The organism is Bdellovibrio bacteriovorus (assembly GCF_041888015.1).
Classification (GTDB): Bacteria; Bdellovibrionota; Bdellovibrionia; order Bdellovibrionales; family Bdellovibrionaceae; genus Bdellovibrio.
Genome location: NZ_CP168968.1, coordinates 552,840 through 573,995 on the forward strand (window position 1 = coordinate 552,840; position 21,156 = coordinate 573,995).

General features: G+C 48.4%; 26 protein-coding genes. 13 read left to right on the top strand and 13 right to left on the bottom strand.

Going from position 1 to position 21,156, the window contains the following annotated elements:
- Position 1 precedes the first annotated feature (1 nt).
- Complete coding sequence (locus ACES2G_RS02760) at positions 2 to 244, top strand: hypothetical protein (protein WP_347358982.1); 243 nt, start codon at positions 2 to 4, stop codon at positions 242 to 244.
- Here ACES2G_RS02760 and ACES2G_RS02765 read toward each other — a convergent pair.
- A complete protein-coding gene (locus ACES2G_RS02765; RefSeq protein ID WP_347358983.1) occupies positions 241 to 1,206 on the bottom strand; it encodes a hypothetical protein in 966 nt (321 codons plus the stop codon). The genes ACES2G_RS02760 and ACES2G_RS02765 overlap by 4 nt on opposite strands.
- 185 nt (positions 1,207 to 1,391) lie before the next feature.
- Between ACES2G_RS02765 and ACES2G_RS02770 the strand changes: the two genes are divergently transcribed.
- Positions 1,392 to 2,192 (top strand): trypsin-like serine protease, encoded by an 801-nt coding sequence (locus ACES2G_RS02770; RefSeq protein ID WP_374001259.1) that lies wholly within the window; start codon positions 1,392 to 1,394, stop codon positions 2,190 to 2,192.
- 45 nt (positions 2,193 to 2,237) lie between these two features.
- Here the strand turns inward: ACES2G_RS02770 and ACES2G_RS02775 are convergent, their stop codons facing one another.
- Both ACES2G_RS02775 and ACES2G_RS02780 read right to left on the bottom strand, forming a co-directional pair.
- Entirely contained in the window at positions 2,238 to 2,717 is a 480-nt protein-coding gene (locus ACES2G_RS02775; protein ID WP_347358985.1) for a LuxR C-terminal-related transcriptional regulator, read from the bottom strand.
- A 60-nt stretch (positions 2,718 to 2,777) separates the two neighbouring features.
- Complete coding sequence (locus tag ACES2G_RS02780; protein WP_374001260.1) at positions 2,778 to 3,434, bottom strand: cytochrome b/b6 domain-containing protein; 657 nt, start codon at positions 3,432 to 3,434, stop codon at positions 2,778 to 2,780.
- 262 nt (positions 3,435 to 3,696) lie between these two features.
- Here ACES2G_RS02780 and ACES2G_RS02785 point away from each other — a divergent pair, with 262 nt between their 5' ends.
- Positions 3,697 to 3,957, top strand: a complete 261-nt coding sequence (locus ACES2G_RS02785) for a PepSY domain-containing protein (RefSeq protein WP_347358987.1) — start codon at positions 3,697 to 3,699, stop codon at positions 3,955 to 3,957.
- 35 nt (positions 3,958 to 3,992) lie between these two features.
- On the opposite strand, the gene ACES2G_RS02790 is transcribed toward ACES2G_RS02785, so the two are convergent.
- Both ACES2G_RS02790 and ACES2G_RS02795 read right to left on the bottom strand, forming a co-directional pair.
- Entirely contained in the window at positions 3,993 to 4,502 is a 510-nt protein-coding gene (locus ACES2G_RS02790; RefSeq protein ID WP_374001263.1) for a hypothetical protein, read from the bottom strand.
- A gap of 124 nt (positions 4,503 to 4,626) precedes the next feature.
- Positions 4,627 to 7,584: a hypothetical protein gene (locus tag ACES2G_RS02795; protein WP_347358988.1), complete on the bottom strand. Its 2,958-nt coding sequence runs from the start codon at positions 7,582 to 7,584 to the stop codon at positions 4,627 to 4,629.
- A 122-nt stretch (positions 7,585 to 7,706) separates the two neighbouring features.
- Here ACES2G_RS02795 and pal point away from each other — a divergent pair, with 122 nt between their 5' ends.
- Genes pal through smpB form a run of 6 tightly spaced genes read left to right on the top strand, consistent with a single transcriptional unit; the run spans position 7,707 to position 11,564 of the window.
- Positions 7,707 to 8,210 carry a peptidoglycan-associated lipoprotein Pal gene (gene pal / locus ACES2G_RS02800; protein ID WP_262553565.1) on the top strand — a complete coding sequence of 168 codons (504 nt, stop codon included), beginning with the start codon at positions 7,707 to 7,709 and terminating at the stop codon, positions 8,208 to 8,210.
- 47 nt (positions 8,211 to 8,257) lie between these two features.
- Positions 8,258 to 8,569: a DUF4398 domain-containing protein gene (locus ACES2G_RS02805; protein WP_347358989.1), complete on the top strand. Its 312-nt coding sequence runs from the start codon at positions 8,258 to 8,260 to the stop codon at positions 8,567 to 8,569.
- Entirely contained in the window at positions 8,566 to 9,243 is a 678-nt protein-coding gene (locus ACES2G_RS02810; protein ID WP_347358990.1) for a tetratricopeptide repeat protein, read from the top strand. The genes ACES2G_RS02805 and ACES2G_RS02810 overlap by 4 nt, the downstream gene beginning before the upstream one ends.
- A 7-nt stretch (positions 9,244 to 9,250) precedes the next feature.
- On the top strand, positions 9,251 to 10,285 hold the full coding sequence (tsaD, locus tag ACES2G_RS02815) for a tRNA (adenosine(37)-N6)-threonylcarbamoyltransferase complex transferase subunit TsaD (RefSeq protein WP_374001881.1): 1,035 nt from the start codon (positions 9,251 to 9,253) through the stop codon (positions 10,283 to 10,285).
- Entirely contained in the window at positions 10,282 to 11,106 is an 825-nt protein-coding gene (gene rsmA, locus ACES2G_RS02820) for a 16S rRNA (adenine(1518)-N(6)/adenine(1519)-N(6))-dimethyltransferase RsmA (RefSeq protein ID WP_374001264.1), read from the top strand. Before tsaD ends, rsmA begins: the two co-directional genes overlap by 4 nt.
- Complete coding sequence (gene smpB, locus ACES2G_RS02825; RefSeq protein ID WP_347358993.1) at positions 11,106 to 11,564, top strand: SsrA-binding protein SmpB; 459 nt, start codon at positions 11,106 to 11,108, stop codon at positions 11,562 to 11,564. The genes rsmA and smpB overlap by 1 nt, the downstream gene beginning before the upstream one ends.
- Here the strand turns inward: smpB and ACES2G_RS02830 are convergent.
- Positions 11,509 to 12,168 (bottom strand): hypothetical protein, encoded by a 660-nt coding sequence (locus ACES2G_RS02830; protein WP_347358994.1) that lies wholly within the window; start codon positions 12,166 to 12,168, stop codon positions 11,509 to 11,511. The genes smpB and ACES2G_RS02830 overlap by 56 nt on opposite strands.
- Positions 12,169 to 12,244: 76 nt before the next feature.
- Between ACES2G_RS02830 and ACES2G_RS02835 the strand changes: the two genes are divergently transcribed.
- Positions 12,245 to 13,036 (top strand): hypothetical protein, encoded by a 792-nt coding sequence (locus tag ACES2G_RS02835; protein WP_374001265.1) that lies wholly within the window; start codon positions 12,245 to 12,247, stop codon positions 13,034 to 13,036.
- An 11-nt stretch (positions 13,037 to 13,047) separates the two neighbouring features.
- On the opposite strand, the gene ACES2G_RS02840 is transcribed toward ACES2G_RS02835, so the two are convergent.
- The 3 genes from ACES2G_RS02840 to ACES2G_RS02850 are packed head-to-tail and all read right to left on the bottom strand — an operon-like array spanning position 13,048 to position 14,899.
- Positions 13,048 to 13,725, bottom strand: a complete 678-nt coding sequence (locus tag ACES2G_RS02840; RefSeq protein ID WP_347358996.1) for a PilZ domain-containing protein — start codon at positions 13,723 to 13,725, stop codon at positions 13,048 to 13,050.
- Positions 13,701 to 14,600 (bottom strand): SAM-dependent methyltransferase, encoded by a 900-nt coding sequence (locus tag ACES2G_RS02845; RefSeq protein ID WP_374001266.1) that lies wholly within the window; start codon positions 14,598 to 14,600, stop codon positions 13,701 to 13,703. The genes ACES2G_RS02840 and ACES2G_RS02845 overlap by 25 nt, the downstream gene beginning before the upstream one ends.
- Complete coding sequence (locus ACES2G_RS02850; protein WP_347358998.1) at positions 14,597 to 14,899, bottom strand: hypothetical protein; 303 nt, start codon at positions 14,897 to 14,899, stop codon at positions 14,597 to 14,599. The genes ACES2G_RS02845 and ACES2G_RS02850 overlap by 4 nt, the downstream gene beginning before the upstream one ends.
- A gap of 205 nt (positions 14,900 to 15,104) precedes the next feature.
- Between ACES2G_RS02850 and ACES2G_RS02855 the strand changes: the two genes are divergently transcribed.
- On the top strand, positions 15,105 to 16,349 hold the full coding sequence (locus ACES2G_RS02855; protein ID WP_374001268.1) for a hypothetical protein: 1,245 nt from the start codon (positions 15,105 to 15,107) through the stop codon (positions 16,347 to 16,349).
- A 61-nt stretch (positions 16,350 to 16,410) separates the two neighbouring features.
- Here the strand turns inward: ACES2G_RS02855 and ACES2G_RS02860 are convergent, their stop codons facing one another.
- From ACES2G_RS02860 to map, 4 genes are all read right to left on the bottom strand, one after another.
- Entirely contained in the window at positions 16,411 to 16,938 is a 528-nt protein-coding gene (locus ACES2G_RS02860; protein ID WP_347359157.1) for a MarR family transcriptional regulator, read from the bottom strand.
- A 214-nt stretch (positions 16,939 to 17,152) separates the two neighbouring features.
- On the bottom strand, positions 17,153 to 17,548 hold the full coding sequence (locus tag ACES2G_RS02865; RefSeq protein WP_374001269.1) for a hypothetical protein: 396 nt from the start codon (positions 17,546 to 17,548) through the stop codon (positions 17,153 to 17,155).
- 109 nt (positions 17,549 to 17,657) lie between these two features.
- The gene (locus tag ACES2G_RS02870; RefSeq protein ID WP_347359155.1) at positions 17,658 to 18,167 is read right to left on the bottom strand and encodes a heme-binding protein; all 510 of its coding nucleotides are present in this window, start codon (positions 18,165 to 18,167) and stop codon (positions 17,658 to 17,660) included.
- 71 nt (positions 18,168 to 18,238) lie between these two features.
- Entirely contained in the window at positions 18,239 to 18,997 is a 759-nt protein-coding gene (map, locus tag ACES2G_RS02875) for a type I methionyl aminopeptidase (protein WP_374001270.1), read from the bottom strand.
- 25 nt (positions 18,998 to 19,022) lie between these two features.
- Between map and ACES2G_RS02880 the strand changes: the two genes are divergently transcribed.
- On the top strand, positions 19,023 to 19,871 hold the full coding sequence (locus tag ACES2G_RS02880) for an NAD(P)H-hydrate dehydratase (RefSeq protein WP_374001271.1): 849 nt from the start codon (positions 19,023 to 19,025) through the stop codon (positions 19,869 to 19,871).
- A gap of 90 nt (positions 19,872 to 19,961) precedes the next feature.
- Positions 19,962 to 20,900 carry a hypothetical protein gene (locus ACES2G_RS02885; RefSeq protein ID WP_347359152.1) on the top strand — a complete coding sequence of 313 codons (939 nt, stop codon included), beginning with the start codon at positions 19,962 to 19,964 and terminating at the stop codon, positions 20,898 to 20,900.
- The last annotated feature ends 256 nt before the right edge of the window (positions 20,901 to 21,156 follow it).

A 21,156-nucleotide genomic window follows, 5' to 3' on the forward strand; every position in this document is an offset into this window, starting at 1 on the left:
TATGGCATCTGCGGCCTTTATTCGTTCCTTGGAAAAAGGCCGTATCCTGAATGCTATTGTTGAGGAAGTCACTTCCCCGACAGAGGCGCTTTGTAATTTTCAGGGTGAACTTTTGTTGATCTTCAATCATACGGGGCGCCAGATTAAAAAGGGCGACCCGATTCAGTTACAGGTGCAAAGTGTACACCCTTTGCAATTTCAGATTTTTTCTTCAGGCAGCCCCAAGTTTCAGCGTGTGGTTTAGTTCGCGCATAGGCCGGGCTGATGAAAGTCTTTGCCCCCGAAAAGAGTGCCTTTAAGGAAACGATATTTCGCCGGATCATTGTGCTGCAGTTTTTGCGGTTCAAACAGGTAAGCCATCACGCTTTCGGCAAAGTCCTCGATGGAATTGCTTTGAGCATAGTTAGAAACCCAGAAAGTCTTTCGACCATTATGCTGCCACAGCACATCCGGAATAGACGGGATCATTTCCCAGCCGGTGATTTGTAGCCACGCCTCGCTGCGATCCATATCATTGCCATCTTCTTTTAGGGCCCAAAGATGCGCGAACTCGTGCAGCAGGATATAGATTTTCTTTTCTTCACTTAAAGTATTCCAGAAATCATAAACCAGAATTTCACTGTTGGCGGCGACAGCCGAACTGTCATTGCGGGGATCTTTGGCGCCCCGGCGATAGTGAACCAGCTTTTTATTTTCAGAAAAACGACTGAGCTCTGTCGGTACCAGGCTTAAGGCTCTTAAGATCGTCCCAAGCTCTGTAGGGTTCCATGCCGAGGCATGGTCAAAACGGAAGTGCGAGACATTCAAATTAAATCGACTGTTCAGGTAAAGAACCTTCCAGGCATTTTCTTTTCCGAAAAGAGATTCCGTGGCGCAGATCACTGTGGAACAACGCTGAGCCGCAGGTGCAAACAATCGTGTGTCCTGACGGGTTTCCCGATAGGGATCCGCTTCAGTCAGATTTTTAAATATCCGGATAAGTTCTGCTGAATCATTTTTGAAATTAAAACCTTGTGCCGTGGTCTCGCTGATCACTTTATCAGCTCTATTTTGAAAATATCTTTGAATGTCCTGATCTGTCTGGGCCACACCGAAGCGGCAAGGTGCTTGGCGAATAGAGGCTTCAGAAACGGCATAGTCCGTTCCAGCCACAGAGGACCAGGGAAGTAAAAGTAGGCATAGGGTCAGGGACAGGACGGATTTCATGGTTTTGTTTTAATGCGAAGTCAGGGCCAATCTTTGTGCTCTCAGAAGCAATAGAATCGCTTTAAAAGGACTCTTAAGTCCTAAAACGAAGGGACTGACAAAAAGGGCGCAAAACTGTCAAGCAATAGACTGGCGCTGATCCGGGGTCTTGTAATAAACCTCCGCCCATACAAAACGGAGGCTTTATGAATAAAGCAGTACTATTGATTGCATCTCTTTTTCTGGTAGCGGCATGTGCCCCTCAAAATTTTCAGGAACAAACAGTAAATCCGACAGAGGCTTCTCAGATCGTCGGTGGTGACAAGGTTGAAAGCTCCAGCAATATCGGTCGCAGCACGGTGGGTATCTATGAATCCAAAATCGGATACATCTGCTCTGGAACTTTGATTGCGAAAAATCTGGTTTTGACTGCGGCTCACTGCGTGGACCCTAAAGCCAAAGATCTGGTTGTGATCTTTGCACCAGAAATGAAGAAAGCCAGCAAAGAACAAACTCGCCGTGTGACGGGAAAAGTTGTTCACGATGGTTACACGGGTGAAGTGCAAACCAAAGACACCAATGACATCGCGGTTCTGCGCTTTGAAGGCGAAGCTCCTGCGGGCTTCCAGGTGGCTCCGATGTTGTTTGATTCCGGTTTCCTGAACAACAACGTGCGCACGATTGTTGCCGGTTACGGTTTGAACTGGACAATTCTGCTGAGCAAAGGTGCGGGCACTTTGAGAACTGCAAAGTTATCCATTGAAGATGTGAACTTTTCCCGCACAGAAGTGATGCTGGGGCAGTCTGTTCGCCGCGGTATCTGCAGCGGTGACTCTGGCGGTCCGGCTTATCTTGAGTTGAATGGTCGTTTGCATGTTTGGGGTGTGGCAAGTCGTGGAGATTCTTTGCCAGGTCTATTGACTCCAAAGTGCATGCTGTTCTCGGTATTCACAAGAGTGGATGCGCATCAGGATTTCATTGCCAAAGCCATCGGCGAACTTCAATAAAGTAAATTTTCAAAAAGCCCTGGCACTCTGTCGGGGCTTTTTCTTTTATTCTACGGGTACTAACAAATCCTCTAGAAAAAATGCAGAAAGCTCCGATCGTCCTGCCAGGCCTGCTTTTGCGTACACTGCGATAGACTGGGCACGGACCGTTTTTTCGGAAGTGTTGCGAACCTCAGCAATCTCTTTCAGGCTTAAGCCCTTCAGAAGCAAAAATGCCACTTCCTTTTCGGCCTTTGATAACTTCCACTTGGACAATTGTTGATCAATGGCCAAAGAAAGACCTTCCACGTACTTCTTGGATTCGGCCCTCCAGATTTCAGCCTCTTTTTTGAACTGTGAGAAATCCTGAATTTCCCTGTCAAGCCGATGCTTCAGAACAACAGAACCCCGTAAGATATAGAACACACCGACCAGAGCCGCAGTTCCAATAGTCCCTTCGACAAGCACATGCCACAGGGCCACCCCTTCTTGAGAATCTGTAACCAGATCCAAGCCCGCCATCACCGCGATGATGAGAAGAACCACAGCTATGAGGCTTCTTTCTTTGTTATTCAAAATGACACCTTAATCCTCTCTTACACCGGCTCAGTCATCGTCATCGCTATCGCCTCCGTGACCGGAGGCTTCGTTTTCACCCAGTTTAAGTTGAGTGTTGAACAGCTGCAGAGTCTGGTTTTGTCTGTCATAATTTTTATAAATATAAACAGAAAGTGCAATAACAAGTCCTAGGAACAAAACACCAGCTGCGGGGTGGGAAGAGGTGATTTCCTCAGACGTTGGCACGTCATTCTTTTTGCCATCAATCATGCTGAGGCCAATCATCTCTTTATGTCGCAAAGTGTGTAAAACAACACCTGCCACATGCAAAACGGCGACAATGATAAAGCCGTTGGACAGAAGCTCGTGAATATCTTCAAAGTTCTCTTTGTTGGGGCCTGAGGTCATAAGGAACCCGGTCAACCCGAGGCCTAGAGCAAATAACATCATCAGAAGCGCCGCCCAACTGGAGGCTGGATTGTGCCCTGCCCAACGCTCTTTAGAACCAGACAGGATCCCACGAAAGTAAGCAAAGACCGACTTTGGATGAAGAGAAAAATCTATGAACTTGGCATGTTTGCTGCCCACAAATCCCCAGACGATCCGCAGCAAGACTACGAAGGTCAGCATCAGCCCCGCCAGCATGTGCAGAGTAAAAATGGCCGAATCATCCTCCACGGTCTGGGCGATAATAAAGGCCGTCAAGAATAGTCCCGCAAAGATCCAATGGAAAAGTCGGGTTGGTAGATCGTAAATAAGATTGTTTCGCATAGTGACTCCGATCTGGGGTTGCCCCGTATGTCTCAAATTATCGGTGGAGTCGGTCGTGGCGTCTATGGAGCAAATGACCTAAAGCCACTGATATTAGGCATTTAGGTCCTTTGCCATATTTACAATAAGCAGCCTCAGATCGATATTTTGGAAAACGCCTCAGGAAAAAATACCGGGGCAAAAAAGGAGATTCTTTATGAAGCAATTCGTTCTTATCGCAGGTGTCATCGTTCTGGCGAGCCTGAATGCCCAAGCTAAGAAAAGCTGTACCGACCAACCCAAAGACAAGTGGATGTCCGAGGAGGAATTTAAAACGAAAGTCGAAGGTATGGGGTACAAAATTAATAAATTCAAACAGCCAGGAACTTGCTATGAAATCTATGGGCTGGATAAAGATGGTAAGAAAGTGGAGATCTACTTTAATCCGGTCGATGCCACGATTGTAAAATCAAAATAGCCTAAAAAGAGAAAAGGCCCCATTCGGGGCCTTTCTTATTTGGAACTCTCCTTGATGAAAAGAGTCATATAGTGACGAACCATGTATTCCAGCTTGATCGGCTGACCCTGATAAGTCCAGATCACTTCACCGAAGGCACCCCATTTGGCTTCAACAATATGTTCATCCATCACGTTGGTGGCAGTCTGTGCTGCCTCCATGCCCGGAGTTGGAATGTAGTTGGTTCCGATGAAGTTGAAACGGATGCTGATTTGTCCCGGAGCTTTCAATGAGAAGATCATTTTAAAGCCGTTACGGAAAAGCATGAAGTCTGCGTGTGTTTTTGCGATACCGTAGATTTTAATACGGCCCAAAGCCGACGGTTTCAGTTCGTTGAAGGATGTTGATGCATCCACGAACTCGGTTTTCATAGCAAGAAGGAACTGAATCGTGTCGTTGATAAGAATCTTTTCGGCGTCAAAACCGAAGCTCATATCAACAAGACCGGATTCCTCCATCTGTTGCTCAGCCTTCACAAGTTCTTTAATCCAGCTGATTTTTTCCATGAATCTCCCCCAAGGTGACAGCATAGAGCAGCATCCTCGCCGCTAGTTGTCGATATCTTCAATAATTTCGAGGGGCTGTGTCTTTGTCAAGATGGAGCGGTTTGGCTCACCGCAATATATCAACTTAGAAGCCGGTTATTTGCAGCGCAGTTGCCAGAACACCTTCCGCACCCTGCTCAGCCTGGAAGGCCACATAGTATCCGGCAACCAAGGTGACCGGGACGACGTAACCCAAAGTGGTTTCCAACTTCAGCTCAACGCCGGAGCTCCAGAACTGTTTTTTACCGAACGACACGGACTCGGCAGGTTTGGTTTCATTGATAAAGACACCGTCGGCAGCAGCTCCATCCACGATCACGGCCCCATAAATACGGCGCAGGAAAAGAGGATCGGTGCCAGAGCCACTGTAGATTTCCTTCAAAGGCAGTCGATATTCCGCATTCAGTGTAACCAGGTTTCGTCCAAACAGTTGACCGCGTTTGTAGCCGCGCAAAATATACTGTGGCAAAGGGCTGTCGGGAACAAAGACCATCGACTCGGTTGAAACGCCATAGATAGACGACACTTTTTCAGGGATATAAACCCCGTTTGCTCGCAACATGATTGCGTGATGTTTTGGCAAATAGCGAGACAGATAGATCTCGCCACCTGTGACGAACTGTGAATGGTTCAGATAGCCATCCTGAGCAATATAGTTGTAAGCCCCCAGATAAGCGCCGCCTCCAGATTCAGGTGAAATTTGTGCTCCGGAATCAGAGTAGTTGGCATAGTTCAAATAGACAAAGGGACCGGTGCGTTTGACGGTGGTGTGAGCGGCATTGGTACGTTCTAAATACTGCCAGCCAACTTGCAGGTTGGTGTAGATCGACATCCAGTAGCTGTCGGGCAGAGCAGAAAGCTGGGTTCCGGTGTCTTCAATCTCGTTGCTGGTGGTGCCCAGATAATAGCTGCGTTTATAGGCCAGCAAAGACACGGGCAGGGATGTCGTTTGATTCAGATAACTTCCCAACAGGCTGCCTTTGTTGATGGCGGTATCCCAGGAAGCGGCGATGGCATAAGAGTGTTTTTTCAAGGGATCAAATCCCGAAGTTTGGGCTTGCAGGATGACGCCGGTTTCGCTGGAAGAACCCGAGATAAATGGAATCCAGTAGCGAGGCAGCAAGTATCCGTAAGGGGAGTAGTCTTCCATTTTAGAGTCTGCAATCGCGGCGCGAGCCTCTTCATCAGCTTTTGGGTTTCTTTCAACAGCGTCGTAGCGATCTCCCACCATCGAGGAAACTTGCGGCAATTGTGTCGGAGTCTTTTGCCATTCTTCAGGCAAGATGGCTGAAACGCGCAACCCCTGACTGGTCATCTGTGTGGTGAAGATTTCTTTTTTGACGGGGTCCAAATCTGCCGTGAAAAGAGCCGTCAAAGTATGGGAAACCGGGCGGACATTTTTAAGATCCTGATCAGCCAGATACAGATTCAAGGCGCCATTTTTGCTGGAAGCAAAGAGCAACCCTTCGTTGGTTTTACGGGCGAAACGAGCGCTGGGGTGGTCAGCAAATAGAATCTCTGGTTGGCGCGAGTCCAAAGAAATCCGGTAAAGGTGTTCGCTGCCATCTTCTTTGCGGAAGGAGTAGATCAAAGTATTTTCGTCCCAGAATGTGGGATAGGAGATACGCTCCTGCATTTTTGGGGAAAAGATAATTTCTGACGGGGGATTTTTTTCTCCGTTCAGTTTTAGAATTCCCAAGTGGGTGCGGTTGCCGTCCAGCTTAACGAAAGCCACCTGTTGACCAGAAGGGGAAACGGCGGGTTCACGAGCGCGAAGCCCCTTGGTCAGGGCTTGAGCTTTTTTGTTGCCCAGATCATAGACGAACAGGTCCGAGTAACGCTGAATGCGATTGGTGTAGTCGATTTTGTCATAGATCAGCTTTTGGGAATCCGGGAACCAACTGATGCGCTGGATACTTCCCGTTGGTGGGCCGTCTTTTTGTGTCGCCGGGATAAAGCCTTCGTTAAAGCGTTCAACGGTATTCGCGGACTTGGCATCCAAGAAGCTTTGTTCCGGATTTTCTTTGGTGATAATGCGAACCGCACGAGAATTCCCGTCATCTTCTGTGATCACCGCAAGATGTTTGCCATCCGGGGAAATGGCGGGAGCGCTGACGGACTGGAAGTTATTTTTAGGAACAATAACTTCAGTGGGGCTGACTTCGCGCAAGGTTTTGAGCTGTTCTAAAGCGCGCTGTTCGGTGGATTTCATCATGTGGTTGTACTGGCTGGTATAGCTTCGGCCCATATACTTCCGAGCCGGGCCTTCAATAAAGTAAGGGATGCGACCACCTTGGGCTTCATGAAGATCTGCGACAAGGGCATTGCCGTGATCAGCCAGCATCTGGCTCCACATCAAAGATCCGAACAAATATGGGCGGGCTCCTTGAGGCCAGGTGTAGATGGATTCATTGGCTTCTGCGATGTCGTATTCATGGAAATTTTGGGCATCGACCATGGCGCGGATGCTGGCATCCTGATACAGAGAGCGCAAACGTCCGTGATGGCCCAAACGGGTTTCCATTTCTACGGCCACGCCTTCCTTCCACCATTGTGGCATCAAAATATTCGGGGCGATGATGTTGCCGAAGACGACGCGCAGAGGTTTCATGATTCCGTTGGCCGGTTCAAAGGTCAGGATGTGAGTGTATTCGTGCGCCAGAAGTTCAAACGCCCAGTCGCCGGTGTCGGCCAGGCTTTCTTCAGGCCCGGGCAAAACTGGATAGGCCATGATGTGTGGATAAGGAATGCGGGTGGCATAACCATTGGTGATGTCCGTTTTATCATTGATAACCACGACTGTTTTTTCAGGCTGAGTGCGGAAGTACGAACGCAGTTCTGCATAGGCCTTTTCCAGTTTTTCGGCGTACAGATATCCAAGGTCCTGCTGCTCGGCATTAAAAATCACTTCAAAGTGCGGTGTTTGCAGGGTTTTCCACTTCAGATCAGGTGGAACTTCCAGTTGCGCCTCGGCCTGGGACATCAGTAGGAGTGTTGTTATAAATAGAGACGCCAGCCCGTAAACAAAGGATCTTTTTTGCATATGATTTCTTAGCCGTACAGCAACGCAACATCAATTCAGAAATCTAAGGTTTGACAATGAGCCGCTATAAATTAAAGTTTTTATTGTTAATGATAACGACTCGAACTTCATAGGAGGACATCATGGTTCGTAAATTGGCTCTTGGTCTTGTTGCCATCGCTTTCGTAGCAGGTTGTAAAGGAAAACAAACTCAGTCTGATCAGGACATTCAAACAATGCCTACAGGCGATCAAACTGCTATTGATTCCACACCACTGAGCTTCGACCCAATGGGTTCTGACTCTGGTAAAATCTCTGGTCTTGTAACTGTTCACTTCGGTTACGATAAATCCAGCCTGGATGCTTCTTCCAAAAAAGACATCGCGACTAACGTCGAGTGGATGAAAGCAAATCCTTCTGTACGTGTTCAAATCGAAGGTCACTGCGATAATCGTGGTACAATCGAGTACAACGTAGCATTGGGCGAAAGACGTGCGAACGCTGTAAAAGCTTACATGGTTTCTTTGGGCATCCAAGCTGACCGTTTGAGCACTATCAGCTACGGTAAAGAAAAACCACTTGAGATGGGTGACTCTGAAGCAGCATGGGCGAAAAATCGTCGTGCGAACTTCGTACCTGCTCAATAGGTCTACACTCCGACTCCGTCGGAGTAGGTTCTTAAGAAAGGCGCAGAGTGAAATTACAGAGACTTTTCATCGGAGTTTTACTTTTTACGGTGATCGTCGGCTGTCAAACTGCGCCAGTTCCTATAGATGACTATTCTCTCGCTCGAGCCGCACTGGATGCGGCTCGTTCTGTTCAAGCGGCCCGACACTCTCCCGGATACTGGCATCAGGCGGAAGAGGCTTATCGCAAGGGACGCATCTACTTCGAAGATCGTGATTACGGAAAAGCCAAAGAACAATTCATTCGCGCCCGCATGGCTGCGGAGAAGGCTGAAAATTCGGCTCGTCTGATCCGTCAAAAAACTGGAGATATTCTATGAAGTTAATTATTTCAGTGGCGGCAGCCTCGTTGCTTTTGACTGGCTGTTTGAAAACGCGCACCGATGTTCGCGACAATCAGCAGCGTCAGGTAATGCAACAGCAAGTGGTGACTTTGCAAAAAACCAACGCAGATGCGGCGGGACGTGTTTCTGATATCGAAGAGCAAATGCGTGAACTCAATGGCCGCGTGGACGTGGTCGAAAACAAGCTGGGGCAAAGTCATTCCGGTGTGGAAAGTGCGCTGAAAACTTCTCAACAGCAGAATGTCGACCTGAATACCAAAGTCACGATAATGCAAGAAGCCCTCGCAACCATGGAAAAGCAGATCTATGCTTTGAATACGGAAGTGAATGCATTGCGCGCGGAACGCGTTGCCAATGCCCAGGCGGCTGAAAAAGCGGCCAAACAGGCTAAAAAAGACCCTTATGAGGCAGCTCAAGATAATTTCAATAAAAAGGACTGGAAACAATCCATCCTGAACTTCCAGAAATACCGTGATGAAAACCCGAAAGGTCCTAAGTTTGCGGATGCGACCTATAAAATCGGGGTGTCTTTCCAGGAATTGGGTATGAAAGACGAAGCCAAAACCTTTTATGACGAGGTGGTCAGCAAGTTTCCGAAGTCAGAAGAGGCTCGTCGTGCTAAGATCCGTTTGAAGGGTTTAAAAAAGTAATATCGTGATTGAAAGAGTTCTGGCCATTGAAACAAGCTGTGATGACACTTCTGTAGCGATCGTGGATCGTACGGGCTGGGTGCACTCAGTGGTGGCCGCCTCTCAGGATCTGGATCACGAAATCTATGGCGGTATCGTTCCTGAAATTGCCGCCCGCAACCACTCCATCGCTCTCATTCCGCTGATTGAAGAAGCCTTTAAAAAAGCCAACATGAACTGGTCCGACGTTCAAGGGATCGCCGTGACCAATCGTCCGGGCCTGATCGGGGCCTTGATCGTAGGGTTGGTGACAGCGAAGTCGTTGTCGCAAGCCAAGCACTTGCCTTTCCTGGGTGTGAACCATTTGGAAGGTCATTTGTTGGCGCCGTTCCTGCGTGATGATAAGTATGCTCCGCCGGAAGACTTCGGTTATCCCTATGTGGGGCTTGCCATCAGCGGTGGACATACAAGCTTGTATCAAATCAAGGGCCTTGGCGATTACCGTATTTTGGGTGCCACCAAGGATGATGCTGCCGGAGAATGTTTCGATAAGTTTGCCAAGATGGCCGGTCTTGGATTCCCTGGTGGAGTCCGCGTGGATCAAATGGCCAAAGCTGGCAATCCCGAAGCCTTCGAGTTCCCGCGCAGTATGATCCATGATGACACTTTCGATATGAGCTTTTCGGGGCTTAAATCTTCCGGCCAGCGCATGATCGAACAGTTGGGACCTGAACTGGTTCAGGAAAGACTGCCGGATTTATGTGCGTCCTTCCAGGAAGCCATCGTCGATGTCTTGATTGCCAAGTTGGACCGCGCTGCCAAAGTTTTCCGTTCCAAGCGTGTGATTTTGACGGGCGGGGTGAGTGCGAACTCGCGTTTGCGTGCCCGTGCTCAGGAATGGGCCGATAAAAAAGGTTACACTTTGGTGATTCCGCCACTTCGTTATTGTACTGATAATGCCGCGATGATTGGTTATGTGGGTGCTTTGCGCATGGCCCGCGGTGAAGTTTCAAGTTTGGATCTGGGGCCGTCGCCTCAACCTTTAGCTACGGATTTTAGATGAGCAATTCCAGAGAACGTCTGCAACGCGCGCAAGAAGCCATGGGCATTGCCGCAAAAAAATCTTTAGGTCAGAACTTTCTGGTCAGCGACACCGTCATTGAGCGCATCATTAATCAGGTGAAGGCTTTCGAGCCGGAAGCTTTGATTGAGGTCGGTCCGGGACCGGGGGCGTTGACGGATCTTTTGCGTGAACTGAATTTGCCATTGCAGTTGATTGAACTGGATCACGCGATTGCGGCTTACTGGCGTGACAAGGGGATGCCGGTCATTGAAGAAGATGCTCTTCGCTTGGATTGGAAGCAGTTCTACACGGGGAAGAAAATCGTCTTTGTCAGCAACCTGCCTTATCAGATTTCTTCCAGTATCGTGGTTGAACGTTCTTTGGAAAACGAAGGTGTCGCTGCGATGGTGCTGATGTTCCAGAAGGAAGTGGCACAAAAGATCCGGGGCGTGGTGGACAGTGATCACTATGGCCTTTTAAGTGTCTTTGCACAAACATTCTGGAAGATGGAAACCGTGACCGAAGCCGGTCCCCGTGATTTCCAGCCTCCTCCGCGGGTGGCCAGCCGGGTGCTGTCCTTCCAGCGTATTGAGTCTGAGGTCAAAAACCGCAAGGCCTTCCTGGGCTTTGTAAAGTCGGCCTTTGCCCAAAGACGGAAGCTTCTGAAGAAAAATTTGTCTGGTATTTTAAGCCAAAAGAAGCTAACTGAAGAGCAGCTGATCGGGTGGTTGGCGGAGCTGGGCTTTAAAGAAACAGCCCGGGCCGAAGAACTGAATCCCGGCCAGTTCGTAAAGCTGTATAAGCATTTTGGATTTGAATAATGACTGAGAACATCCTGATTGTTCATGAGAACAAAAAAGCGCGCTTTGACTACACGATCGTAGAAACCTACGAAGCGGGCTTGCAGCTTATGGGCAGTGAGGTGAAGTCCTTACGCAACAAGGATGTTCAGTTGAAGGACTCATATATCAGCTTTAAAGGGAATGAAGCCTATTTGCAAAATGCCCACATCGCTGAATACAAAGCGTCCAGCTATAACAATCACGTTCCAGAAAGACATCGCAAGCTTTTGATGCACAGAAATGAGCTCGATGAAATCTTCGATGCTTTACGTGAAAAAGGTTATTCCTGCGTGCCGTTGAAGATCTACTTCAAAAACGGCCGCGCGAAACTTCAGATTGCTTTGGTGAAGGGTAAAAAGACCCACGACAAGCGTGAGGCGATCAAGAAACGCGACGTCTCTGATCAAATTCGTTCATCTCTACGACGTTCTCGCTAAGGATAAATTCTTCCTTAATACCCAAGCGCGCTCGCTTTTCAGACAATAAAGTCTTCCAGGCGGCATAGGCCTCGCGATTTTGCGGGTCGATGCTGAGCTTTTCCAAAAGCTTCAGTTCCGTTTCCGTGTTCGCTTTCAGGGCGCGATAGAAATAATCATAGGTCATGGAAAGATCGCGGAAGTCATCTTCTTCCGGGATTTGATAGTCGGGGATATGCCATTGCCCCAGCATCAGTTGGTGCATGTGCTTTTCCATGCTGACCAGCGGGGACAAAAGATTTTTGGTCATGCGAATACTGAGGAACAAAGTAACCCCGGTCAGGAAGACAAAACTGGCTGCCAGGAAGATGCGCAACCAGGTCGTTTCACGTTCCAGGTGCTGAACCAGGCTTGGATAGGTATCGTAAGCCAGACTTTTGAACAGGTCATAGTTCTGATTGATGAAGTAAAATGCCGGAAGAAGGAATAACAAAGCCCCACCAGCCACAGCCGTGATCATGTACCAGCAGTATTTGTACTGAAAGGCTTTATTCAGAATAAAGCGACGCGGGTGTTGCCCGTGTGGTACGCGTTGAGGTTCGATGACTCTTCTACCGTATAACATATGTCCCTTATCGGTCTGTTGTGTTTTGAGTAGAGTCCAATTATTCTCAAAAAGATTCATTCTTAAGGAGAACAACATGAGTTTACCACTCGCACCTTCATTTGCCGGGTCCAAGGCTCAAGATACATTGAGACTTAAGTCTGTACTGACTCTTCTTTTTTGTATCTTGGTCGTGATGCTTTCTTTTCTGGAAGCCAGAGCGGAAGCGGAAGGTCCAGGTGAGGGCGCCTTGGTGGATGAGAGTTATTCCCTGAAGGCGGACCGTGAGGCGTTGGAAGCTCTTCGCAAAAATATTCCTGCAGAGGTCCGCAAAGAAAACGACGAAAAGGCCTTTATGGACGGTCTGGTGTCGGATCTTTCCCGCTCGCCTTCCGAAGTTCGCAATCAGTTCAGCTCTATGGTGAACAAAAAGCGCAATGTCTTTAATAAAGACATGACCAAGGCACGTGAGCAATTCGGCAAACAGCAAAAGAAAGAACGCGACGATTTTACGAAGGATCTGGCTGATCAGCGAAAAACCTTCAGTAAGAAAAAAGTGAGCTCTGAAGACCGCAAAGAGTTCTATGATGATCTGGAGTCCAAGCGTAAAGACTTCTACGCAAATCAAAAAGAGAAGCGTGATTCCTTTGAGGCCGACACGCGCGATAAGCGCAAAAACTTCGACGACTATATCCGCTCTAAGACCGATGAATTCAACCAGCTGCACCGGGACTATTCCAAGCGCTTTGAAGAAAATAAAAAGTCCCTGTCCGATCAGAAAAAACAAGCTGAGCTGAAAAAGAAGCAACTTCAACAACAGCTTGATCAGGAATACGACTCTATCCGCAAAAAAGACCCGACCGTCTTAGCTCCAGAGTCCGGGGAATAAAAAGGTGCCTTTTAGCGGCGGAAGACTTCTTTGTGGATTTCTAGGGTGATGGCGAAGAGTTTGTTTTCCAGAATTGCTGGCAGCGGGGTGAACTCGATGCCGAAGGTTTGGATGACCTTATTGCTTTCATCGACCTTGATATGACGAACCACGCCCTGCACTTCGATGGGGCTTCTTTTGCCAATTAAAAGATGTCCTGTGACCTGGTCACCCACGTTCATCAGTGGAGCCTCCAGACGATAGATCACGCGACAGCCCTGACCACTGAGGTCGGCCAGTTGGCCTGTGATTTTTTGCGGCTTTTGATTTACCAGAATAATATTATAGAACGCGTGATACCCTTCAGGAATATGCACCCGGTAATTCTGGCGACGTTGCAGGTGATAGAGTTCTTGTGGAACTGGGATCAGCACCTTGCCATTGTGAATCTGCGCCTTGGCTTGAAAGTAGTATTTCTCTCCACCCAGAAAGAAATGACCCAGGTATTCCTCTTGATCCACCATTTGGGTCGGGGATTCAAAAGTGCACTCTAAGGCCTGATGTTTGGAATTAAACAGCTGCACCTTCAATTTACAGATCGAGTCCTCGGTGCCTTTGCACAAAAAATCGCCGCGAGCTTTCGCCATATCATCCCAAAGCTTCGCTTTTTCGTCAGCGCGGCTTATCAGCTTAAAGGTGGTTTTATCCATACCGTGACCTCGTGCTTATTGTGGTGCAAATGCTGAATACGGGTGTGTTCCATCTGCAAAAACTTTTTCAGTGTTTTGTAGTCAGTCTCACCCTGGAATTTTATCGTGCAAACGAAGTTTGAGCAAAGTCCTGAAGCTTGCCAGGTCTGTACCAGCTCCAGCAGTTTTTCAGGGTAACAAATAATATCAGAATAGAACCAATCAATGCGGCCAAGATCTTCCGGCTTCACATTGAACGCGTTGGTCTTCATAAAATTCACACCCGGCAAAGCCGCAATGGTTGGTTCCAAAGGTGCGCGGTCAATACTAATCACTTCACAGCCCATGCGTTGAAGCACCCAAGTCCATCCCCCGGGGCAACTGCCGAAATCGACAACCTTCTGACCGGGTTTGGGGCGAATGCCGTAAACGGTGAAAAGCTCCCACAGTTTCAAGTAAGCCCGGGACGGGGGCGTTTTCTTGTCTTCATTGAACTTCACGTCCCCCAAGGGAAAGCGCGAGTTCGTCGTCGGGGAGGCCAGCAGAGTGTTCTTATCCAAAAGAGTCCACGCCCCCAGATTGTCTTCCGGAAGCTCGCTGAGGAAATCCAAAACGCGCGGGCGCAGTTTCGGAAGCTGATCCTGAATCAGTTGAGCGCGACGGTGATTTTCAACAGTATAACAGGCCCAGAGCTTACCGAGCCCCTTCAGAGCCTTGGAAGCTTGGGAAATCGATTCAAATGGAATGATCTGAGCATCAAGCCAAATGTTTTGGGCCCAGACAGAATTCTGTAAGGGCCCATCAGTGAGTACCAGATTCCCGTGAACCGACTTAACGTCTTTAAGCTCTTCAAGAAGTTCTGGCAGAAATTTTTCAGGGGCAAGATACGCGATCATGCCGCCCTAGTTGCCACAGCCGGAGTCAGAAGTCCACGGTTGTCCCAGACTGTCATGCAGTCGGCCCAGAACTTCTCTTTAATTTTGATATCGCCAGGGCCCATTTTAACTTTTGGGAAATCCTGTTTGTCGAAATGCTCTGTAAACTGACTTTCGTTGCAGGCACGAACCACTTTCAACATCAGATTGAAGTGCGCCTCTGTGAAAGGCTTGTTGTCCACGAGCATTTTTCTGAGACCGCCCTCTGGAGTGTGCAGCAGGAAATTATAGAGGTTCGGTACATCATATTTTTGACTCATAGTGAGACTCCCTTTTTATGTTGGTTACCTCTCTATTATCGGATGCCCTTGAAGAGTTCTTAAACTCGGATCTGCGACTATGGTCGGGGAGATGACTGAACAATAATTTTTCAGTTTTCCCAGACTTTACCAAGATCCTGAAAACTAGACCTCAAAATGGTCTAGGACGTCTTTAGTCGCGCGACCTAGCTCCGATCTAGGAGGCATGAAAACACAAAAAAGCACAACCAACATCTTGCTAGGCCTTATCGTTACGACAACCCTTATTTCTCCGGCGGCACTCGCGATGGCGAAGAAACCGATCGACACCGGCAGCAACTCTGGCTCTTCCGGTTCCACGAAGCCACCGACTACGACTCCGCCAACAACACCGGCACCAGGTCCAGCCCCGACGCCTGCTCCAGGTCGTGAGCCTGCAGCGATCTCTGATTCCATAACTCCGGAAAACTTCGATGTGTTCACGGAAGTTTCTTACCCAGTGGGTGGTGTCGTGGATAACAACTATAAAAACTACCGCGAGCTTCTGCCAGTGCGTAACGCCCAGGAGGCTCACGCGACAGACGGTGCAGATCCACAACTGGATGGCAAAGATCGTTTCGCAGATCGTATCGCTTATGCTGTTGAATTGAAAATGCAGCCATCCAAAGCACAACTGGGTTATGTGGCGTCCTATTTCAATCTGAATAAAGATGTGAATACGTACCTGCCGAACAGTTTGATTTCACATCCATTGTGTAATGTGACTTCAGATACTTTGAACACGACTTTATCTGGTAAGAATATTCCTTCTGCGGCAACGATTAAAAAAATCAACACGTTCGCAGACATGATGAACGGCTATCGCCGTGAGGCTTTGTCCGGCAACCGTGAAGGCTACGTCAAAGCTTCCAAGTTGTGGTCCAAGTTCATGATGTGCTTGTCTTACATGGAGTCTTTGACAACAGCGGATACACAGAAGGCGAAAAATGTGGCAGCGAAATATGCTCCATCGGGCTATCGCCGTCCCGCAGGTGTGAACTTCTATGAAGATCCGTACCAGCCGGCAGAATCCCGCTTGAACATCGGTTTGTTCCAGTTCACTCCGGATGCGGGTGGTAATATCCAAGCTTGTATCCGTGAATGGAATCAGTTGTATCCAAGAAACACGATCAAAACGAATGCGTCCCAAGCAGATCTAATCCGCATTTTGGGAAGCTCCCTGCAGACTTTCAACGCCTTCTGTGCGGCAGCGAAAGTGACTGGCAGTTTTGCAGTGCAAGTGAATGCGACAAGCTCCAAGAACACGCATCCTTATAACGTAAAATCCAATGGTGCTTTGAAAGCTCCGGCAGAGCGTTGTGTGAGCCCGCACATGTCCGTAGGCCGCTCTTACAATCACTTCGGTCCATTCCAGAACACTTCTGGTTATACACTGGACACAATCGTCAGCTGCTCTTTGGCGGGTGACTAAGAATAAAGTTTGAAGATATGTGAAAAAAGAAAAAGCCCGCTTCTCAGCGGGCTTTTTTATTTTAGGCTTCCGTGGATTTCTGTCCGATCTCTTTCATCTGCTTGATCAGGCGCGTGAAGAAATCGTTGATCGAGTTCTTTTCGTCAGAACCGAACTCGGCCCAGAAGTTGTTGATGCGGCTTTGATACTCGGGAAGGATCGTCTGGGTTTGTGCCTTGCCTTTTTCCGTCAGCTTGATCACATATGAACGACCATCTTTTTCGTGCGTGGTTCTTTGTGCGATCTCGGCTTTTTCCAAGCTGTTGATCAGTCCGGAAATCGTGGCCTGAGTCACACCCACCATCTGCGCCAATTCGGATGGCATCAGTCCATCCGTGTACTTATTGAGCAGGATCATCAGCGTGAAGCGGCCGGAAGACAGGCTGTACTGGGAAAAGAATTTATCCAGATTGATTTCAAATTCCGTGGTGATTTTGCGCAAAAGAATGTGCGAATACCAAGCGTCAGGATTTACCTGAGGATACAAAACACCGGCTTCTTCCTGGATTGCTTCGCGGGAGGGAATCTCGGTTAAAAAAAGCTTGGCCATAAAACCTCCTAGAACTGTCAGCAAGCATATTCAAGTTACCTTATCAGTTTAATTAGGGGGCTCAGGCCAAGCAAGCAAAAGGACGCACGAAAAGCATAAGTTATCTCGCCTTTCTCCTCTGAAAAGGCGTTTATTTGCAGTTGAGAAGAAATAAAAAAAGGAAGAAGTGTGGAGCACTTCTTCCTCGGAAAAACAGGTGATATGTGAAGATCTCTTACTCTAGAGTGTAGACGATCACTTTTACGAAATCCTTGTCGTTCAAAGCTCTTTCCAAGCAAGCGCGGGAAGTGTCGAAAGAAGATGGAGCTTTAGGGCCAGAGAAAGTGATGAACACAACACCGTTCACAGCTTCGCCGTGAACTTGGCAACGCTCGTCCATCAATTTCAACAGACGGCCTTTGCTTACTGGGATTTCGCCATCCTTGACATACTTAATCGCACAAGAGAAGAAGCTTTGAGGTTTGTCAGTGGGACCTTCAACAGCTTTCAAGCAGGTGTTGTAAAGATCAGAGATTTCTCTTTCAACAGCGATAACATTTCCAACCTTGCGGTCAGCAGCTTGAGCAGAGAAAGCGACGAACAAAGACGCGATTGCAAAAAACATTTTCATAATAAGTCCTCCGTGATTAATGAAACATCAATAGCCTTTCACCTTTTATTCCGCTCTAAAAGCCTTTAGGCAGTGTGTCTAGGGCCTTTTTCGTGCGGAATCTGGTGGACTAGTTGCCTATTCGGTCTTTGATTTTATCAATTCCAGCTTGAGCGCACTGGTCGTCCAAAGGACCGCCTGGAGCACCGCCCACACCAATAGCACCAATGACGATACTGCCAGCTCGTATGGGAAGTCCCCCGCCGAGCAGAAGGAATCCGTCAATCTGCCCCAGATTTTGGGCGGCAGGATTGCTTTGAGATGTTGCAAGCATTGCCGAGGTGCCATTCTTGGCAGAGGCTGCTGTGTAGGCTTTGCGGCGACTGGCATCAATAGTGTGCGGACCTGCTCCATCGGCGCGAAAGAGCGCTTTGATGTCGCCTGCCTTATCGACGACGGTGGCGGCCACTTGGTAGCCCTTGGTGGCGCAATTAGCTACGGCCTCGCGAGCAGCTTCTTCGGCCAATGCCATTGAGATGGTGGCTTCAAACTTGAGGCCGGCTGTCGGTGTGGGGGCCGCAAAAGCAGAAGTGTTTGCAATAAAGAGTGAAACAAAAAGCAGAGAGGGCGAGATGTTCATAAGGTCTCCTAAGGTTGAAAGAAGATCTTAGAACTGGAAAACGGCCTGTCGCAAAGACAGGCGTGATGTTTTTAAACAGGATCAGGAATGGTGACGATCAGAGCGCGGTCTTTCATGACCACCATGGTGTGTTCAAACTGAGCAGTGCGATGATTTTTGCCGGAAACCAAAGTCCAATTGTCAGACTCTTCGTCGACAAAACGAGCTCCGGTAGAAACAAAGGGCTCAATCGTAATGACGTGACCTTCTTTAAGCTTGCGACGGTCGTCTTTGTCATAATAGCTCGCGATGAACTTGGGCTCTTCATGCAGACTGCGGCCGACACCGTGGCTGCCCAGATTTTCAATGACGGTGTAGCCGTGCGCTTTTGCAACCTTTTCGATGTTGTAGCCGATCACACTGATCAATTCGCCCGCTTTGACCGCTTTGATGGCTGTGTCCAGTGCCAGACGTGTGATCTTAAGAAGTTCTTCGTCTGCCTTCTTCCCAGGAGGAACTGTGAACGACCCCCCGTTATCGGCAAAATAGCCGCCGAGTTCGGCAGAGACGTCGATATTGATCAGGTCACCCTTCTGAATCTTCTTGGTGTCAGAAGGCACACCGTGGGCGACTTCATGATTCAGACTGATGCAGTTGTAGCCTGGGAAGTTGTAAACGGCCATGGGTCCGGACTTAGCACCATGCAGTTCCAAATATTTTCCACCCAGATTGTCGAGCTCTTTGGTGCTCATTCCAGGTTCGATTTTGCCCGCCATGTACTGAAGGCAGTTGGCGACAATCTTTCCGATTTTTTTAAGACCTTCCAGGTCGGCTTCCGTCTTTACGATCATGGTTCTGGGTTATACACTCATCCTTATGGAAAAAGCCAACGATCCCGTGCGTATTCTGAAAAAATCATCTGCGAGGAAACTTTTACCCGCTGTTTCCGAAAAAGATAATAAGGCCACTCGTGGTCGCAGTCTTCTGTTGGCGGGAAGCTCTGATTATCCCGGTGCGGGGGTGCTTGCTGCACATGGGGCTTTGCGCATGGGAAGCGGCTATGTGACTCTGGCGCAGAAAAATATTGCGGTGTCCTCGTTGAAGAATCCGGATTTTCTTCTGTTGGATTTGGCGAAGAAAGAATGGCAGTCACAAAAGTTTGATGCTGTTTTATGCGGCCCGGGTTTTGGCGTGAACTCTTTCACGGCGCAGATCATTCGTGAATTGAAAGAGCGAGGCATCAGTCATGTGATTCTGGATGCCGATGCCATCACGGTTTGTGCCGAAGAAAACTTGTTCCCTTTACCCCGCACCTGGATTGTCACGCCTCATGCCGGGGAGCTTGCCCGTTGTTTGGACGTATCTGCCGAAGAGATCTCAGCACATCGATATGAGTTTATTAAACTGGCGCAGGAGCTGTTTCAGTGTGTGGTTCTTTTAAAAGGGCATGGCACATTGGTAGCCAATGGTCGCCGGGTTTATGGGATTTCAACGGGAAATGCAGCCTTGGCGAAATCAGGGACCGGGGATGTGCTTTCAGGGGTTATTACGGCTTTAAGGGCTCAAGGGCTTTCTCCGACCCGGGCGGCTTTATTGGGGGCATATGTGCATGGCGCCACGGCGAACCTTTGGAAGGCCCAAAAAAAGGACCTTTTATCCATGATGGCCTCGGATGTAGTCGAAATGTTGCCTCAAGTCCTCTATAAGCTTCGTCAGGGCGGTTGAAAAATCTACTTGGCGCATTACATAACAAAAGCATGACTTTTCTTTTGGCTCCGGGGCGGGTACAAACTCTCGAAACTTTTGGGGGTTTTCATGGTTAAAGGGCTTTTGATCGGGTTTATTATGGGGATTTCTTTGGCATCCAATGCACAGACTTCTTCCACCACACTTTCCACTCCTTCTGTGGAATCCGGAACTCAAAAAACAACCACTTCTGTGGGGGATGTTCTAAAAAACAAAAAATTCGAAGACGATAAAGACATCACGGACTCTAAACTGAAAGCTGAATCCGGTTCCTTGTCCCGTTACTCTCTGAAGTTCTCTCTTTCTTACTTCGGCCCTCCAGTGGGAGATCTTTCCAGCAAAATGCAACCGAACCCAGATGGTTCTATTGGTGTGAATCAGGTTTCTTTGAGTGGCTCCATCAGCGGTCGTTACCGTTTGGATTCCAAAAGCGCGATCAGCGCCGGAACAGGTATCAATGCATTGACTCCATTCCACGGTGTTGAACGTACCGACGTAAAAACTCCATTTATCAGCTATGATCGCAATAATCGCATGGGTGATCTGCAAGTCAGAAACTCTTACGGAGCTTCCTGGACAACGGTTCCAAACTTCCGTGATGTGGGTCAGTACGCTTCTTTGTCTTACGATAACTCTTTGGTTTACAACCTTGGGAATTCCGGTTTCGCAGCGGGCTTGGACACAGGCTTGAGCGTTTTCCTTTATGAGCGTGGTTATGAGCCGAAAGACGGCAAAGCCTCCCGTTACCACCTGGGCTTCTATCCGCAGGTAAAGTACAACGTTTCTGACAAAATGAACGTTTACACTTCTGTGGCTATGAATTTCTGGAATCCACGCGCGCGTGATGGCGAGTGGGATCTTTTGAACAAAACTCTGAGCGGTCGCTTGGGGATGGGGTACGCTTTCAGCCGCGACATTTACTTCGCGCCGTACTTGAATTTCTATCCGAAAGATTTGAAAGCAGATTCTACAACTTTGAGCTTCTCGACAATCTTCTCTATTCTTTAAGAGTTGTCTCAAACTGAAAATTAAAAAAACCAGGGCGCCTTTTCGTCCTGGTTTTTTTATTTAATCACCAATTTAAAATCTACTGGCGTTATGGTGGCCCCGTACCGGTCAGGAGAGCCAATTCACGAATCTCCCTGTTCCAGATATACTCTTTACGTACTGTCTTGTTAGCCATTGAAGGCTCCTTTCGTGCAAGGTGAACCTCATTGGGTTCATAAGACTTATCGGCTGGACCTTGGGATAGTTGAGCACTTTT

What these genes read in the sequence shown, in the direction of transcription:
- ACES2G_RS02760 (WP_347358982.1), top strand. Translation starts at nt 2, where the DNA reads ATGGCATCTGCGGCCTTTATTCGTTCCTTGGAAAAAGGCCGTATCCTG.
- ACES2G_RS02765 (WP_347358983.1), bottom strand. Translation starts at nt 1,206, where the DNA reads ATGAAATCCGTCCTGTCCCTGACCCTATGCCTACTTTTACTTCCCTGG.
- ACES2G_RS02770 (WP_374001259.1), top strand. Translation starts at nt 1,392, where the DNA reads ATGAATAAAGCAGTACTATTGATTGCATCTCTTTTTCTGGTAGCGGCA.
- ACES2G_RS02785 (WP_347358987.1), top strand. Translation starts at nt 3,697, where the DNA reads ATGAAGCAATTCGTTCTTATCGCAGGTGTCATCGTTCTGGCGAGCCTG.
- ACES2G_RS02790 (WP_374001263.1), bottom strand. Translation starts at nt 4,502, where the DNA reads ATGGAAAAAATCAGCTGGATTAAAGAACTTGTGAAGGCTGAGCAACAG.
- ACES2G_RS02795 (WP_347358988.1), bottom strand. Translation starts at nt 7,584, where the DNA reads ATGCAAAAAAGATCCTTTGTTTACGGGCTGGCGTCTCTATTTATAACA.
- pal (WP_262553565.1), top strand. Translation starts at nt 7,707, where the DNA reads ATGGTTCGTAAATTGGCTCTTGGTCTTGTTGCCATCGCTTTCGTAGCA.
- ACES2G_RS02810 (WP_347358990.1), top strand. Translation starts at nt 8,566, where the DNA reads ATGAAGTTAATTATTTCAGTGGCGGCAGCCTCGTTGCTTTTGACTGGC.
- rsmA (WP_374001264.1), top strand. Translation starts at nt 10,282, where the DNA reads ATGAGCAATTCCAGAGAACGTCTGCAACGCGCGCAAGAAGCCATGGGC.
- smpB (WP_347358993.1), top strand. Translation starts at nt 11,106, where the DNA reads ATGACTGAGAACATCCTGATTGTTCATGAGAACAAAAAAGCGCGCTTT.
- ACES2G_RS02830 (WP_347358994.1), bottom strand. Translation starts at nt 12,168, where the DNA reads ATGTTATACGGTAGAAGAGTCATCGAACCTCAACGCGTACCACACGGG.
- ACES2G_RS02835 (WP_374001265.1), top strand. Translation starts at nt 12,245, where the DNA reads ATGAGTTTACCACTCGCACCTTCATTTGCCGGGTCCAAGGCTCAAGAT.
- ACES2G_RS02840 (WP_347358996.1), bottom strand. Translation starts at nt 13,725, where the DNA reads ATGGATAAAACCACCTTTAAGCTGATAAGCCGCGCTGACGAAAAAGCG.
- ACES2G_RS02845 (WP_374001266.1), bottom strand. Translation starts at nt 14,600, where the DNA reads ATGATCGCGTATCTTGCCCCTGAAAAATTTCTGCCAGAACTTCTTGAA.
- ACES2G_RS02850 (WP_347358998.1), bottom strand. Translation starts at nt 14,899, where the DNA reads ATGAGTCAAAAATATGATGTACCGAACCTCTATAATTTCCTGCTGCAC.
- ACES2G_RS02855 (WP_374001268.1), top strand. Translation starts at nt 15,105, where the DNA reads ATGAAAACACAAAAAAGCACAACCAACATCTTGCTAGGCCTTATCGTT.
- ACES2G_RS02860 (WP_347359157.1), bottom strand. Translation starts at nt 16,938, where the DNA reads ATGGCCAAGCTTTTTTTAACCGAGATTCCCTCCCGCGAAGCAATCCAG.
- ACES2G_RS02865 (WP_374001269.1), bottom strand. Translation starts at nt 17,548, where the DNA reads ATGAAAATGTTTTTTGCAATCGCGTCTTTGTTCGTCGCTTTCTCTGCT.
- ACES2G_RS02870 (WP_347359155.1), bottom strand. Translation starts at nt 18,167, where the DNA reads ATGAACATCTCGCCCTCTCTGCTTTTTGTTTCACTCTTTATTGCAAAC.
- map (WP_374001270.1), bottom strand. Translation starts at nt 18,997, where the DNA reads ATGATCGTAAAGACGGAAGCCGACCTGGAAGGTCTTAAAAAAATCGGA.
- ACES2G_RS02880 (WP_374001271.1), top strand. Translation starts at nt 19,023, where the DNA reads ATGGAAAAAGCCAACGATCCCGTGCGTATTCTGAAAAAATCATCTGCG.
- ACES2G_RS02885 (WP_347359152.1), top strand. Translation starts at nt 19,962, where the DNA reads ATGGTTAAAGGGCTTTTGATCGGGTTTATTATGGGGATTTCTTTGGCA.